Annotated in this window: 20 protein-coding genes and 1 pseudogene; 16 read left to right on the top strand and 5 right to left on the bottom strand. The window is 67.6% G+C overall.

Annotation, left to right across the window (positions count from 1 at the left end; all coding sequences use genetic code 11):
- Window positions 1–67: 67 nt before the first annotated feature.
- The 4 genes from IE170_RS28000 (at window position 68) to IE170_RS27985 (ending at window position 2,708) form a co-directional block, all read left to right on the top strand.
- Entirely contained in the window at window positions 68–703 is a 636-nt protein-coding gene (locus IE170_RS28000) for a TetR/AcrR family transcriptional regulator (RefSeq protein WP_189812251.1), read from the top strand.
- A 31-nt stretch (window positions 704–734) separates the two neighbouring features.
- Complete coding sequence (locus tag IE170_RS27995; protein WP_229885233.1) at window positions 735–1,187, top strand: GNAT family N-acetyltransferase; 453 nt, start codon at window positions 735–737, stop codon at window positions 1,185–1,187.
- A 453-nt stretch (window positions 1,188–1,640) separates the two neighbouring features.
- Window positions 1,641–2,090, top strand: coding sequence for a helix-turn-helix domain-containing protein (locus IE170_RS27990; protein ID WP_189812249.1), 450 nt, complete (start codon window positions 1,641–1,643; stop codon window positions 2,088–2,090).
- Window positions 2,091–2,132: 42 nt separating this feature from the next.
- Window positions 2,133–2,708, top strand: a complete 576-nt coding sequence (locus IE170_RS27985; RefSeq protein WP_229885232.1) for a PIN domain-containing protein — start codon at window positions 2,133–2,135, stop codon at window positions 2,706–2,708.
- A gap of 373 nt (window positions 2,709–3,081) precedes the next feature.
- Here the strand turns inward: IE170_RS27985 and IE170_RS27980 are convergent, their stop codons facing one another.
- Window positions 3,082–4,020, bottom strand: a complete 939-nt coding sequence (locus tag IE170_RS27980; RefSeq protein WP_189812248.1) for an SRA domain-containing endonuclease — start codon at window positions 4,018–4,020, stop codon at window positions 3,082–3,084.
- A 309-nt stretch (window positions 4,021–4,329) separates the two neighbouring features.
- On the opposite strand from IE170_RS27980, the gene IE170_RS27975 reads away from it, so the two are divergent.
- The gene (locus IE170_RS27975; RefSeq protein WP_189812247.1) at window positions 4,330–4,524 is read left to right on the top strand and encodes a hypothetical protein; all 195 of its coding nucleotides are present in this window, start codon (window positions 4,330–4,332) and stop codon (window positions 4,522–4,524) included.
- Between the two features lie 207 nt (window positions 4,525–4,731).
- Here IE170_RS27975 and IE170_RS27970 read toward each other — a convergent pair whose 3' ends face one another.
- A complete protein-coding gene (locus IE170_RS27970) occupies window positions 4,732–4,971 on the bottom strand; it encodes a hypothetical protein (RefSeq protein WP_189812246.1) in 240 nt (79 codons plus the stop codon).
- Window positions 4,972–5,095: 124 nt separating this feature from the next.
- On the bottom strand, window positions 5,096–6,529 hold the full coding sequence (locus IE170_RS27965) for a DNA sulfur modification protein DndB (RefSeq protein WP_189812245.1): 1,434 nt from the start codon (window positions 6,527–6,529) through the stop codon (window positions 5,096–5,098).
- A 1,181-nt stretch (window positions 6,530–7,710) separates the two neighbouring features.
- Between IE170_RS27965 and IE170_RS32975 the strand changes: the two genes are divergently transcribed.
- Entirely contained in the window at window positions 7,711–8,241 is a 531-nt protein-coding gene (locus IE170_RS32975) for a nuclease-related domain-containing protein (RefSeq protein WP_223855518.1), read from the top strand.
- Here the strand turns inward: IE170_RS32975 and IE170_RS27955 are convergent.
- Together IE170_RS27955 and IE170_RS27950 are read right to left on the bottom strand one after the other, a co-directional pair.
- Window positions 8,214–8,897, bottom strand: coding sequence for a YdcF family protein (locus tag IE170_RS27955; RefSeq protein ID WP_189812243.1), 684 nt, complete (start codon window positions 8,895–8,897; stop codon window positions 8,214–8,216). The two genes, IE170_RS32975 and IE170_RS27955, sit on opposite strands and share 28 nt — an antisense overlap.
- On the bottom strand, window positions 8,894–9,688 hold the full coding sequence (locus tag IE170_RS27950) for a GntR family transcriptional regulator (RefSeq protein WP_189812298.1): 795 nt from the start codon (window positions 9,686–9,688) through the stop codon (window positions 8,894–8,896). The genes IE170_RS27955 and IE170_RS27950 overlap by 4 nt, the downstream gene beginning before the upstream one ends.
- A gap of 156 nt (window positions 9,689–9,844) precedes the next feature.
- Here IE170_RS27950 and IE170_RS27945 point away from each other — a divergent pair, with 156 nt between their 5' ends.
- The 10 genes and pseudogenes from IE170_RS27945 to IE170_RS32970 form a co-directional block, all read left to right on the top strand.
- On the top strand, window positions 9,845–10,174 hold the full coding sequence (locus IE170_RS27945) for an SCO3933 family regulatory protein (protein WP_189812242.1): 330 nt from the start codon (window positions 9,845–9,847) through the stop codon (window positions 10,172–10,174).
- A gap of 2 nt (window positions 10,175–10,176) precedes the next feature.
- Window positions 10,177–11,526 carry an FtsK/SpoIIIE domain-containing protein gene (locus IE170_RS27940; RefSeq protein ID WP_189812241.1) on the top strand — a complete coding sequence of 450 codons (1,350 nt, stop codon included), beginning with the start codon at window positions 10,177–10,179 and terminating at the stop codon, window positions 11,524–11,526.
- An 81-nt stretch (window positions 11,527–11,607) separates the two neighbouring features.
- The gene (locus tag IE170_RS27935; RefSeq protein ID WP_189812240.1) at window positions 11,608–11,796 is read left to right on the top strand and encodes a hypothetical protein; all 189 of its coding nucleotides are present in this window, start codon (window positions 11,608–11,610) and stop codon (window positions 11,794–11,796) included.
- A gap of 69 nt (window positions 11,797–11,865) precedes the next feature.
- Window positions 11,866–12,530, top strand: a pseudogene (locus IE170_RS27930) (DUF2637 domain-containing protein).
- Between the two features lie 19 nt (window positions 12,531–12,549).
- The gene (locus IE170_RS27925) at window positions 12,550–12,738 is read left to right on the top strand and encodes a mobile element transfer protein (RefSeq protein ID WP_189812239.1); all 189 of its coding nucleotides are present in this window, start codon (window positions 12,550–12,552) and stop codon (window positions 12,736–12,738) included.
- A 20-nt stretch (window positions 12,739–12,758) separates the two neighbouring features.
- A complete protein-coding gene (locus IE170_RS27920) occupies window positions 12,759–12,914 on the top strand; it encodes a hypothetical protein (protein ID WP_189812238.1) in 156 nt (51 codons plus the stop codon).
- A 12-nt stretch (window positions 12,915–12,926) separates the two neighbouring features.
- Complete coding sequence (locus IE170_RS27915) at window positions 12,927–13,253, top strand: SpdD-like protein (RefSeq protein WP_189812237.1); 327 nt, start codon at window positions 12,927–12,929, stop codon at window positions 13,251–13,253.
- Between the two features lie 94 nt (window positions 13,254–13,347).
- Window positions 13,348–13,527: a hypothetical protein gene (locus IE170_RS27910; RefSeq protein ID WP_189812236.1), complete on the top strand. Its 180-nt coding sequence runs from the start codon at window positions 13,348–13,350 to the stop codon at window positions 13,525–13,527.
- 5 nt (window positions 13,528–13,532) lie between these two features.
- The gene (locus IE170_RS27905; RefSeq protein ID WP_189812297.1) at window positions 13,533–13,718 is read left to right on the top strand and encodes a hypothetical protein; all 186 of its coding nucleotides are present in this window, start codon (window positions 13,533–13,535) and stop codon (window positions 13,716–13,718) included.
- A 4-nt stretch (window positions 13,719–13,722) separates the two neighbouring features.
- Window positions 13,723–14,084: replication initiator (locus IE170_RS32970; RefSeq protein WP_373299066.1), on the top strand; the 362-nt coding region annotated here is incomplete at its 3' end.

Genomic DNA, 14,084 nt, shown 5'->3' with positions numbered 1-14,084 from the left:
GTCGGTATCATGAAGGGTCCGGGTAGCGGAGCGCGGACCCATCATCGACAGGCGGAGACACGGGAACATGCCGAAGCGCGTGGATCACGAGGAGCGGCGCGCCCAGATCGCCGAGGCGCTCATCCAGGTCGCGGGGAGGCGGGGGCTGCATGCCGTCGGCATGCGCGACGTGGCCGCGGAGGCCGGTGTGTCGCTCCGGCTCGTGCAGTACTACTTCGAGACCAAGGAGAAGTTGCTCTTCTACGGCCTCAGGCACCTGACCGACCGCTTCACCGCGAGGGTGGGTGCCCGCTTGGCCGCTGCCGGCCCGGACCCGGGCCCGCGCGCCACAGTGGAGGCGCTGCTGTTGGCTTCGCTGCCGACCGACGAGGAGAGCCGTACGTTCCACCTGCTGTACAGCTCCTACGCGATCCTGTCCGTGACCGACGAGGCGCTGGCCGCGCAGCCGTTCATCGACAACCCCGACGCCGCGGAGAACGCCCTGACCGGACTCCTTGAACACGCGCAGGGGGCCGGCCTGGCCGATCCGGACGCCGACGCCCGCACCGAGGCGATCAGCCTGCTCGCGATGGCGGCGACCATGGGCACCAGCATCCTCGTGGGCCAGCGGAGCCCGGAGTCGGCGATCGCGGTGCTCCAGCACCACCTGGACCGGATCTTCACGACTTCCGGGACGGCCGAGCGGGTAGCGGGATCAAGCTGACGTGTCACGAAGTGCTATGGAGGGTTCTGGAGTGTTCGTAGCGACAGAGGATGCATTCGATCCGGAGGAGATGCTGAACCTCTACGAGTCGGTCGGATGGGAGGGTTACACCCGCGACGTCGACAGGCTGTGCCGGGGCCTGGCCAACTCTCACCTGGTCGTCACGGCGCGAGACGGTTCGGGAACGCTCCTCGGCCTGGCCCGGACGATCTCCGACGACGAGCACATCTGCTACGTCCAGGACGTCGTGGTCAACCCCGCGTATCACCGGCAGGGCGTAGGCCGGTCCCTGGTCGAGCACCTCATGCGGCGGTACTCCCACTGCCGCTTCTTCCTCCTGTCCACGGACCATGAGTCGACACCAGAGGGCGAGCGCAGCCACGCGTTCTACCGAAGCCTGGGCTTCCTGTCCTACGAGGAGAAGGAGATGGCGGGCTTCGGACTCCCCAGGAACCGCCCCGACCTGCGCAACGCGGAGTCCTGAGCGGATCCGGCGATCCCCGGTGTCTGCTGAGCGCCAACTGCGGGCCGTGTGGTGCGCAGGCGGTGCGAGGCTTCGGAACCGGATCCGGCAACGCGAAAACCCCAGGTCGCTGACCTGGGGCTTTGTCCTGGAGCGGATGACGGGAATCGAACCCGCGCTATAAGCTTGGGAATCACCCGGTACTTGCGCCTGCTTAGGGCCTCTGACCTGCGCCAATGTCCGGATGGGGTCCCGGCCCGGCTGCTCTGCCCGAGCCCCTTGTTGACCGCTGTTCACCGCCCCTACTGGCACGTTGTGGCACGGCCTCCATATCGGCGTTGCGGGAGACGGCCGCCTGCAAAGGTATAGCCCGGCGTGGTCGACAGGTCTCTCCTGCGTAGTTGCCCGCATGAGGCCCGATGGTTACAGTTATTTCAGATGCAGTCTTGCCGGGGTCAGTGATTGGAGGCGGCCATGGCACGTTCCAGTGTTCTCGCCCGTGCTGAAAAGGTCGAACCGGATCCCTCTCACCGGCGCGCGCTCGCCGCGACTGCCCGCATGGCGCCGGAGTCGGTCGAGGTGCTGGTGCGCACCCCGGATGGCGGCGAACTGGCATTGCCGAGGGAACTGGTTCGTCTTCTTCTTGCCTCGGCCGGTGAGCTGTCCCGCGGGCATGCGGTGACGGTCCTGGCGTCCGAGGTGCAGTTGTCGCCTGCTGAGGCCGCCGAGCTTCTGGGTCTGTCGCGACCGTTCATCGCCCGCCTGCTCGACTCCGGTGACATCCCCTCGACGAATCTTCCCGGTAGCAGCCATCGAGTGGTCCGCCTTGCGGACGTGCTGGCGTTCCAGCAGCGGCGTGAGCGCCGCAGGGAGGGGCGGCGGCAGATCGCCGAAGTCTTGGAGGACACCGGCCTGTCCGATTGATGCGGGTGCCGCCGGCAGCAGTGAAGCAGGAAGAGGGGGAGCGTGGCGGCGCGGGTCTTTGTGGACACTAACGTCCTGTTTCCGTTCTCGGTGATGGACGTGATGCTGGCCCTCACCGAGGACTCGGTCCACGACATCGTGTGGTCCGAGCGGCTGCTCGCCGAGTGGGAGCGGGTCATCGTCCGGGAAGGGAGACGTTCGGCGGAGTCCGCTGCCGCAGTCGCCCAGGTTGTTCGACGCTTCTTCGCCGACTGTGAGGTCCCGGCGGCGGTCTATGAGCACCTCGTCGATGAGATGCCGGGCGATGACCCCGATGATCGGCACCATGCGGCGGCAGCGGTGGCTGCAGGAGCGGACGCGCTGATCACCTGGAATCTCGCCGACTTCCCCGCTGGTGACTTGGCTGAGCGCGGAGTGCGGGTGACCGACCCGGATTCCTACCTGTGCGGCCTGTACGGTGAGTTGCCGCAGGAGGTGGTGGAGACGGTGGTCAGGCTTTCCCGCGAGAAGCGCAACCCGCCAGTGACGATTGCCGATGCCGTCGCCCGACTCGCGAAAGCCGGCCTGCCGCGCTTCGCGGACCTGCTGTCGCACCACCTCGGACATCGCATGAGCTGATGCGAGCGGATGGTGCATGATCCTTCGAAAGGTCTAGACGACAAACAAGCCCCAGGTCGCTGACCTGGGGCTTTGCTATGGAGCGGATGACGGGAATCGAACCCGCGCTATAAGCTTGGGAATCACCGCTCTCCTGGGCTCCGCATCCCATTTGACCTGCGAAAATAGGTACCAGTAAGGCCTCTTCGCGCTGCTCGCGTGCCCGCCGTTGTCCGTGGTTACCCGCCTTACCTGGCACGGGTCTGGCACGACGAGCTAGGCAGGGCACCAGGGCTGAGGCGGCGCTGTGACCCCTTTGCTCCCCCGACATTAATGTTGTTACCTCACTCGGGTGAGGTAGCAATCGTCAGAGGAGCACCTGCGGGGCGAGACGCTACGGAAGGGCGCCTGGCCTGCTGCTTTCGAACGACTTACCAGCCGGCCATATGACCACGCACTCCTGGCTCGTGGCGAGATCGATCAGGTCCTCGCGCGGCTTGGAAGGCAGGAGGATCGCGCGCGTGACCGGCTGGACGAAGCGGCTGTAGTCAGCGAGTTGTCCGAGCGCCATGCGCAGGTTCTCGCGGGTAACGCTTCCCTTGGCCTCAACTAGCAAGCCAAGTTCTGGGGCGTAGAGATCCGTCAGCAGGGGGCGAGTCTCGCCGTCGGGCAGGATTCGGTGGCGGTGGACCTGATGTCCCCGTGACCTGAGGTAGTCGCTGAACTGGAGCACCAGCTTGGCCTCTCGCCGCTCCGCTTCATAGGGCTCGCGGCTGGGGTTGACGAACGCCTTCTCGGTCTCCTGCTGCTCGATTTCGACGTACGTAACGGGCTCGGGCTGATTGCGCAGCACCCGGCCCAGCTTCGTCGCGGGCTCCTTCGCCGGCGTGTCCACAGGCCGCAGCTTGAACACGATGACCTTGCGGAGCGGCCCGTCGCCGGTCTCCGGAGCATCCGCCTCGTACCAGCCGTCTACCTCGAACTCGCCGAGGTAGGTAACGGTCCCACGGGCACCCTGAAAGACCCGTAGTGCGCGGCCTTCGGCCTTGTGGTTGAGGATGCTGGCGTTGCCGGACAGCATGCGCTGGTCGCCGTACTGCCCTTCACCGCTGTAGTGGAAGAGCCCGTCGGGCATCCATCCGTCGTAGTACCCGTGCTTCTCGCCGGCGATCGGGTCGGTGAAGACCATGACGTTCGGAGTCTTGGCCGACGGGCCGATACCCCCCTGCGTGCGACCGCCGTACTCCGCGTGGAGCTGCTTGCGCTCGATGCTCTCGCCGGGTTGAAGACCCCACTCCACGGTCGCGGTTGTCGCGACGTCCACCTCCGTCATGTCCTGCTCTCCTCCTTGCCCTGGGTCGATCTACTAGGGCAGGTCGTAGTGTACGCTGCGAGGGCGATGCAGGAAGCGGACCGAGGAATCGGACCCGCAAATTGCTCAGACAAAACGGACATGACCTTCTGGGGAGGGGGTGGGGGGAAGCTCTCAGACCTGTCTTGGATGCTGGCTAGGGCCTCACGGCGGGGCACTTAGCCGCCTCGATCGAGTCGCGGCCACGGCCCCTGCATGGAGCAGGCGGCCACCCGTTGCAGCGGGGGCCGCCCTGAAAACACCTCGTTCATCACTCCAGGAGGCGTCCACATGAACCTACGACGAACCGCGCTGAATGGCGAGCGACGCCGACCCACGCGCAAGGCGGTGGTGCTCCTCGCGGCCGGGGCCGCGGCATTCGGGCTCGCCCTGATCGCGCCGGCCGCCGGCACGGCCCTGGGTGTCGCTGCCGCAGTCATCGCCGTCATCCCCGCCGACAGAAAGGGAGATAGGGGCGAGGAGTAGCAACTCCTGCCGCGTGCCAGCTCCCTCACAGACCAAGCCCCTGATCGGCGTTCCGACCAGGGGCTTGGCGTGCCAGCGTTCTGATCCGTAGCTCTAACCAGACCGGTCAGCGACGGCCATACCAGCCGCTACGAGGCCGGGAAGGGAAGACAGCGAGCGGGCAAGGTTGCTGGGGTTGCGGTACGACGCAGCGGTACCGCCCTCACCTCAAAGGGCCGGTTTAAGGGCCAGCGAGCCGCCGGGCGGCTCCGGACCATTCCACTGCGTAATCACGACGGCACCGAGGGCGCCGAGGATGCTCACGAAGTAGGACTCAAGGTCCAGCGGCGTGACCGCGTCGATTGCCGCCAAACCAAAGGCCACGAGGGTCAAGAACAACGTGGCCTCGACCATTTGCTCCCACCACCCGTGGTTGTCCGGTGGGTGCTGGTTGAGGTCTACTGACACTGCAACCCCTTTCGGTTGTCCTGGTGGGGTCGCAGCATCTGTTTTGGCGACTGAGATGCGACCCCACCGACGGTTCCTTACTACTGGCCGCCCTTGTGTGGGGGATGGCCATGCTTGTGAGGCGTTACTCCACCGCCGTCTTGCGCGGCCGGCCGCGGCGGTTCGCGGAACGCAGGCCAAGGTGCACAAGTGCGGGCACGAGCGTCATGTCGTGGAACGCCGGATCCTTGGCGAGGCTCTTCAGCACCGCTGCGGTAGCCGCTTCATAGTTCGTTCGCGCGCCACCTGCCGTGGTCGGCGTCCAGATGATGTCGCCATCCACCGCTAGCTGTCGCTCGAAACGTACGAGCGTGTTGTCGAAGAGCGGGTGAATCTTCCTCTCCACACCCTCCACCTTGCGAAGTTTGCCGGCTGTGCGTTCCCAGGGCAGCTCCGCCAGGGCATCCACAGTGCGCTCAAGCGAGATTCCGCAGAACCGCGCCGCCCCGAGAACCGCACCCACGACGTACAGCCCTGCCGGAGAGCCATGCAGGTACTCGCTACGGAACCGCTTCGGCGTCAGCCCCTCACCATCTGGACTGCGGCGAAGGTCCTTCCATCCCGGCATACGGTCGTACGCGTAGTCCGTGATCTGCACGATCTCCTCGACTACGTCATCGAGCACGTCGTTGAGGTTCACGTTGTTGTCGTCGGCTGCCTCAGCTTCAGCCTCGAGGGCCCTGACGACGTTGGTCTCCCTGGCGTCGGGCGTCCGGTCGCGGAAGCCGATCAGCATCGCCGTGGCGTACCCGCGCATGTGCGCCGTCGTGTAGAGCGTCTCCTCCTTCGCCGCAGTCCGCAGGTACACAAGGCGATCGGGCTCATCCCGGAGGAGTCGAGCCTGCCGACCTACCTGCGTGCCCAGGCGATTGGCGTACGAAGACTGGTCCAGCGCCGTCATCAGCGCAGCCGGAATGGGCTTCGTTTGGCCCGCTACGACGAAGAGCCTCGTTACCTCGTCCCGATCGTTCTGCACCAAGATCTGAATCGGAGCAGCCGCCTGCGACAGCACTTCCTGGACCTCGGCGTCACGGCCGTACGTCGCACCTTTGACTCTCAGCCACGTACGCCCGAGGGCGTCCAGAGTGTGCTGACCGTTCTCGATGTGCATCGGGACGCCCTGGTAGAGCTTGAACTTGCCAAGCTCCACTCCCGGCGACAGCTGACTGAACCGCTCCCAGTGGAAGGTCGGTTCGCCATCCATGTCCTCCGGGATCGCGAGCTGGATCTGCTGAACCGGCGTGTCGGGTCGGTTGTACAGTCCGGTTGCGATGCGCTCGACGTGCTTCGGGTCGACCGGACGATTCCCGTACTCCTCGTCGTCAAGGTCGAAGTCCTTGCGGATGATGACCCCGGACTCCTGACGGGCACGAAGATCGACGAGGGACGGAAGCGGCTGCATGAAGTTGAACGCCTCCATGTCGCCGATCACAGACCGGAAGGCAACTGTCTCGAACCAGGTCGGCCGAACATCCTTCCCCACTAGCATCGCCTTGATGCTGTCGTCGCTGTCGCCCACCGTCCCACCCCTCACATTTTTGCCGGCGAATTTATTTCGCGCGCGCCGGCGATTTTTCGAGGCTAGCGCGACGAGATCGACGCCGCAACTCCCTCTTGACTAGTGGGGGTTGACATGGGCGCGTGGGTCCATGCGGAACCTGCCTGCTGTGGCGTGCAACGGTAAGGACCGAACGCGGCCTGATCAGGTGAAACTTGGTCAGATGAACATTCACCTAGGACGGCATAGTCTGGGTTCAGCGGGTGCGAACCTCTTCCACCAGCATCCCCAACTCCCATCCCGTCTGCCGTCGACCCACACGTATGTGGAGCGGACGCGGTGCCGGGCGTCCAGGTGGAGCGCCCAACTGGACGTACGACCTGGACGCCCGGTGCCGTGTCTGCTCGGCTTGTCCTGGGTCGACGGCAGACGGGATGGGAGTTCCCCGCCTCAGCCCCATCCGGCCGGCACTCGCGAGCGGTGCCCCCGCCATCCCGGAGCCGGAGCGCCCCCGCCGGAGGCATGTCGGTGAGGGATGGAATCGACGGTCGGTCGGGGCTCGACTCATGCCCATGGGCCTATCCCGTCTTGCAGGGGCGGGCGTCGGCGCAGCGCGCGCGGAGCGGGCCGCAGGCAGGAGCGTCGCGCGGAGCGGAGCCGGGAAGCCCGCCCGGCGGAGCGGTAGCGAAGCCGGGTGCTTGATGAGGTAGAGAAACCTGTAACAGTTCGCTCTGTCACCGGCGGTCTTGCCGACCTGGCCCCCAGCTGTTGGCATATGTGTGGCGACGGCACGCGGGGGGCGACTGATGAGCGATCTGACGGCGCATTCGTGGAAGCGGCATGGCAAGGATCGGCTCTACGTGAATCTGCCGGACGGCACAGCTGTCGCCTGGGCGGATCGGGCGACTAAGACCGTAACGATCAAAATTCGGAAGTACCAGGACGAGGCGTTGGCCCTTCTCCGGCGTCACCTTGGGGACGGGCTCACTGTCGGCTCCGCCCCCTCTCCTGCTCGTGAATCCCGCCCCGCGGCCCCCTCACGGCAGCCTGGGCAGGCCGCTCCTCCTCCAGCGCGGAAACATCGATCCGAACGGCCGCCGGCTCTCCCACCCCTCAGCCCCAGTGAGGACCTGGCGAGGAACCGGCCCGGCTCCCGAGTCGTCGGGTTGATCGCGGAGAGGGGCCCGTCGACGGTTCAGCGGTTGAAGGCGAAGTTGCTTCGGCAGTCCTCGGATTGGGACAGCTGGTATGCCGGCCTCGAAGGGGAACGGCGGGTGGGACGTGAGCTGGAACGCCTGTCCCCACTGGGATGGCGGGTGCTCCACGGAATCGAAAAGGGGAACGGCGGCGACATCGACCACCTGCTGATCGGGCCTGGAGGCGTGTTCAGCATCAACACCAAGAACCACCGGGGCGCCTCGGTCTGGATCGGCGATTCCATGGCCAAAGTCAACGGCGGGAAGCCCCGGCCGTACGCGGCGGCAAGCCTGGCTGAGGCGGACTTCGTGCAGGGCGTGCTGGGGAGGTACTGCGCCTTCAAGGTGTCTGTCGAACCCGTCCTGGTCTTCGTCGGCATTGCGTCCCTGGATCGGGCGGCGACGCAGTACTCCGTTCGCATCTACCAAGAGCGTGAGGTGGCGTCTCTAGGTCCGCTCACCGGCGTGCTCACTCCAGATCAGGTGGAGCAGGTGTTCGCGGTCGCTCGTCACCGGCGCGTCTGGCTCCGGGCTTGACCCGGCGCATTCCGGAAGAGCCGACTTGTGAAACCTTGCCGGCACAGGCGTTCGTACGCTTCGGTCACGTCGTCCGGGATGTGCTGGCTGATCATGAATCCCTGCTCCGGGTAGACCGTCAGCCGCTGCAACGCACCGACCAACATGTCAATGACCAGGCGGGCATCTCCGATGGAGTCGACATACTCGTCCAGCGTCATTGGGCTGGAAGCGCTAACGATCTCGACCTCGGGCCACAGCTTCCGCGCTGTGGCGTACGCGCGTCGTTCCTCGTACGGCTTGCTGATCAGTAGCACCGAGGAGACGTCGACATCAGCCTCCTCGAGTAGTTCTCGGCTGAAGCGGATGTTCTCACCCGTGTTCCGAGCGCGCGGCTCCACGAGCACGGCTGAGCTGGGTACCCCAAGCTCCAACGCCCTTTCGCGGTAGTGGACAGCTTCTCCGCGGGGCATTCGATCGCGCGTTGTCGGGCTGGTGGCTCCGGTGAACACGAGCAGTGGCGCCATGCCGCGCCGATACAGGTCGACCGCAGTGTCGGCCACCCCCAGATCGTGGCTGCCAAGCCCGATCGCCACTGAGCACGGCTGCGGAGCGTGGCCCATCTGGTGGTAGTCCCAGATGAGTCGGGTGTCTGCCCAGTCCTGGGTCGAGATCACTCCTGGCCTTCCCTGTCTTTCGCCGAGTCCGGTACCTGGAAGTCGTATTCCCAGGCGAAGCGTGAGGCAGCGTGCACGCCGAGGGCGAATTCGACCACGGTGCCATCTGCCGTGTAGGTCGTCCGGTGCAGCTCGACCACCGGTTCGCCTTGCGGAAGCTGCAAGAGCCTCACTTCGTCTGGTGTGGGCGTGCGGGCGAAAATTCGCTCCTTCATGTGGTCGATCTCGTAACCGGCGTCGTACAGCACGCGGAATCCACCGCCACGGCCGGCAGGACCGGGCGTCGGATCCACCAGACGAGTCCCTTCGACGTGCTCGGGACGGTAGTAGCTGGTCAGTGTGTGGGTCGGCTGATCACCCTCCTTCACCAGCCGTGCGCGGGCATACACCTGCGCACCTGGTGGCAGCCCATGCGCCGCCGCGGCTTCGGGGGGTGCTTCGACGAGGCTGACCGACTGGGTCTGCTCGTTACGGCGGTACGCCCTCCCTGAGGCCACCCGGTCTGCGATGAACGCCACCTCGTCCCCGTCGCGCCACTTGGCCTTGTCGTACCGAGCGATGCCAAGTCGTTTGAGCGGAACCTGCTGTCGCACGACAGTGCCGTGGCCCCTGGACGAGGTGACCAGTCCTTCCGCTTCCAACGCCTTGTAGGCGGCGTGGACGGTGGCCTTGGATCCTTCGCCGGCTTCGACCAGCTCTCTGATGTGCGGCAACTGCTGGCCTGGGGCGTAGTCGCCCCTTCTGATCTGATCAGCCAGCTTGTCGGCCAGCTCTCTCCACTTTGGCGCCATCTCGACCTCTCTCATCGGTACCAAGTCAAACACAGTCCTAGGACTGTTGACAGTCCTAGGACTGCACTGCACTATCTACATCAAGCGCTCGCAGTCCTAGGACAGCGGGCATTGGTGGCCCTCTTTGGGCTGCCCCCGACAACGCTGGAGGCACTCATGCCGTCGTTCAAGGTGGACACGTCGACCGCCGTGGTGTTCGTCGCCACGGCTCCGACCCCGAAGCTCGTGAGCAAGCAGACCGGTGAGCGCGCCATCGACCGGGAGACCGGTGCCGGTCTGTCCACGGTGGGCCTGCTGATCTCGGACGAGGGGGAGGGCAACCTCTACCAGGTGACCGTTCCGGAGACCGGTCTCCCCGACGGTCTGGTGCCGGGCATGCCGGTGTCGGTGATCGGGCTCAAGGCCCGGGACTGGGAGAACACGTCCAACGGCCAGACCCGGCACGGCATCGCGTTCCGCGCGGTCGCCCTCACGGTCGGGGCCTGACCATGGCCGACCTGACGACCTTATGGGAGGTCGGCCTCCCTCTGGCCGGGGCAGGCGGTGGTCTCGGATACGCGAAGCTCCGCGCCCCGCGCGTGTTCTGGTCCGTGGCCGGTCTGCCCGTGGCGTGCGTGCGGTTCGCGGTGACGTACCGGGCCACGATGGACGTGTGCGGGCTGACGGTCCAGCCCTCCCGCTTCCGGGCCTTCCTGGTCCGCAACATCGCCCGCCGCAGTGACGTACAGCCCGTACCGCCGAAGGTGCGCCGGGTGCGGGGTTCCTCGACCGGGATGCGGGTCACCCTCCGCCTGCCGGCCGGGCTCGAACCCGCCGACGTGATCGCGGCTTCCGAGCGGCTGCGGCACGCGTGGGGCGTCCACTCCGTCCACGTGGTGGAGACCAAGCCAGGGTTCGTAGAGCTGCGGATGACCGGCTACGACGTGCTGCGCCGGGTGAAGATGCCCCGTCGGCGCCCGTCCGGTCAGATGGTGGTCCCGGTCGCGCTCCGCGAAGACGGCACCGCTTTCGTACGGGACTACAGCAAGGTCCCGCACGCGCTGACGCTCGGCGCGAACCAGTCGGGCAAGACCATGTACCTGCGCAACCTGATCGTCGGTCTCGCCCGACTGCGGGTCGCCCTGGTTGGGATCGACTGCAAGCGGGGAGTCGAGCAGCGCCGGTACGCGCCGCGTCTGTCGGCGCTCGCCGTGACGCCGGACGAGGCATCCGGCCTCCTGGACGCGCTTGTGAACGAGATGGAAGACCGCTTCGACCTGCTGAGCGACTACGGGGCCGCCGATCTGTGGGCCCTGCCCGAAGAGGTCCGGCCGGTGCCGATCGTGCTGCTTGTCGACGAGGTCGCGGAGCTGTTCCTCGTGGCCGGGAAGAAGGACGAGGACCGCCGGGACCGGATGGTCATGCAGTTGATCCGGCTCGGGCAGATGGCTCGCGCCGCCGGCATCTACCTGGAGATCTGCGGCCAGCGCTTCGGGTCCGACCTTGGAAAGGGCGCCACCACGCTCCGCGCCCAGCTCACCGGCCGCGCGGTCCACCGCGTCAACGACAAGCAGACCGCGGACATGGGCCTGGGTGACATCGCCCCGGATGCGGTCGTGGCCGTGACGGCGATCCCGCCCGACAAGCCCGGCGTCGCGGTGGCCGGCGACTCCTCCGGGGGCTGGTCCCGCATCCGCACCCCCGAGTTGAGCGCCGACGAGGCTGCCGCCGTCTGCGCCCAGTTCGCGCACCGGACCCCGCCCCTTCCCGCTCTCGCCCCCTACCGGCCGGTGATCCCCACCGCGGTCCCGGCCGCCGGTTCCGTTCCGCTCCTGAAGCCGAACCCGGCAACGGACTAGCAGTCCCCTCCCCCTCGGTCGGCGTGACCGTCTCGCGCCAGGTCCCTACCCGACCCATGCCCGAAACCGAAGGGAACCGCCATGACCACCGAGAAGAAACCGCCGGCCCGACGCCGCTCGCCCAAGCCCGCCCCGACCGCCGAAGACTGCGGCACCTGCGCCGGATCGGGGGAGACCACCACGACCGTCCGGGTCGGGCGCAAACGCCGCGAGATCGCCGCCACGCAGACCGGACTGTGCCCGACCTGCCTCGGCAGCGGCACCGCCTGACCCCCATCCCACACCCGCTGGTGCCGGACTAGATCACCCGGCACCAGCCTCCCCGAAAGGAGGTGACTCGTGTCCCGCACTCTCCGCCCCGACGCCGTGTTCATCCAGGCCGTCATCGCCGGTGCCCTGTCCTTCGCCCACCTGCACGACCTGGCAGAAGCGGCAGGACAAGACGGCTGGAAAGCGTGGGCCTACCCGGTCAGCGTCGACCTGCTGCTGGTCGCGGCATGGCGCCGGATGCGCACCGACGCGGAGAACCGCGACGCATGGCTCTGGTTCGCCATCGCCCTCGTCGCGTCGCTCGGCGCCAACATCGCCACCGCCGGACTGCTCGACCTGAACAACGTCCCGGCCTGGCTGCGCATCCTCGTCGCGGGCTGGCCCGCGCTCGCCTTCCTCGGCGGCACGCTCCTCGCCCATGCTCCGGCCGCTGTCCGGGAGCCGGAGCCCATCGACCAGCCCCACGTCGAGCCCACCGCGGACGTGACCGTGGAACGCGCGCCGGAACCGGCTCCCGAGCTACCGCCGGCCGATCCCGCTCCGCAGGACGCACCGCCGCAGCCCGCTCCCACGGCGCCCGCCGTGCCGGTCCCGCCCGCCCTGCTCGACCACGCCCAAAAGATCGCGGACGCCCACCAGGCACAGACCGGGGCCCGATCGACACGGCGACTCTGCGGAGCCGCCTCGGCGTACCGCCCGCGCTGGCAGACGCCATCGCCGTCCAACTCGCCTGACAGGAGGGGAGACAGACCCGTGCGCCCGAACCGCTTCCACAACGTCATCCGCATCGGCCCGGTGCGTGTCGGCACCCACCACGACGGCCGGGGCCGTACTCGGCACACCGCCGTGTGCACCGCCCCCGGCTGCGACTTCTCCGCCGACTACCTCACCCGCGCCGCCGCCGAACTCGCCGCCCGAACCCACCGCTGCAACCCACGCTGATCACAAAGGAGACCCGCGTCATGGACGTACCGCTCTGGCTCGCCCTGATCGTCGTCGGCGCCCTCGGCTACAAGCTCATCCGCCCGCCGCTCTGGCTCGTGGCCGTGATCCTCCTCGGCGGCTACCTCCTCGCCGACAGCTTCCTCGCCCCGCTCCTCGACCCGATCACCAAGTAGGGAGACCCCGCCATGCTCCGACCGCGCATCCCGATCAACCCGCTCCCGACCGGCATCATCACCCCGCCCGCGCGCCCCGCGCCCACGGCCGACGTCGAGCCGCGCCACGACTCCTCGCCCACCGCTGCCGGCCACCACAGCCCGACCGTCCCGCCCCGCACCACGATCCAGCTCACCCCCGGCAGCGCGGTCGCCCTCGCCGCCGGCGGCGGTGCCGTGGTCCTGGTCGTCGGCGCCGTCCTCGTCTCGATGCTCCTCGCGGTCGCCGTCACCGGCGTTTCCGTGGCCGTCATCGCGATCGTCCTGCGCCTGCTCGTCAAGGACATGCACAAGCACTGAACGGCCCCCGGGGCGGCCTCGGTCGCCAAACTTCCGCCGCCCCGGGCGCCTGGACCCATTCCAGATCCAACGGACCCGAAAGGGAGACCTCATCATGCCCCAGACCGCCTCGACCCCGTCCGTCTGCCGCGACTGCGACGGCTTCGCCACCGTCACGATCACCACCGGCGACCGCTCCACCGACGGCACCCGGGCCACCATCCGCGTCTACTGCCCGGCCTGCCGCGGCCTCGGCAACACCGCCCCGGCCAACCTCGCTCGGATCGGGCGGTGAGCGTCATGCCGGACCTCGCGCCCACGAACAACGCGCCCGGCCTGCACATCAGTAAGCCCTCCCCGTCCGAGCCCGCCACCGGCTCCGCCATCTGCCACTGCGGGGCTTCCGCCTCGGCTAAGGGAGACGCGCAGGTCGGTGCCCTGATCGCCGGTTGGAACGCCAACCACGGCGCCGCACACGGGAAGTGACCACGTGACCGAAACCGCCACCGCGGCGGGCCTGGACCCGGCCACCTTGAGCGACCTGCTCCGGGTGGCCGGGGACCCCGGCTTCGACCGCCTCCACGAACAGATCCGCCGCACGGGCGGATGCGCTGCTCCGATCCGGCTCTCCGGTGGCACCAAGCTCCTCGACCCCGCCACCCGGACCGTGCTCCACGCCTACAACACCGACTCCGAACCCGGTGGCGTTTTGCGCGTCGCCTGCGGCAACCGCCGGGCCTCCCGCTGCCCCGCCTGCGCCTGGACCTACGCGGGCGACACCTACCACCTGATCCGCGCCGGCCTCGTCGGCGACCCCGCCAAGGGCACCCCCGAGACGATCCGCGATCATCC

The sequence above is a fragment of the Streptomyces toxytricini genome (genome assembly GCF_014649915.1).
Lineage (GTDB): Bacteria > Actinomycetota > Actinomycetes > Streptomycetales > Streptomycetaceae > Streptomyces > Streptomyces toxytricini.
Note: the sequence above shows the minus strand (reverse complement) of the source record. Positions and strands in the feature narration are given on the sequence as shown.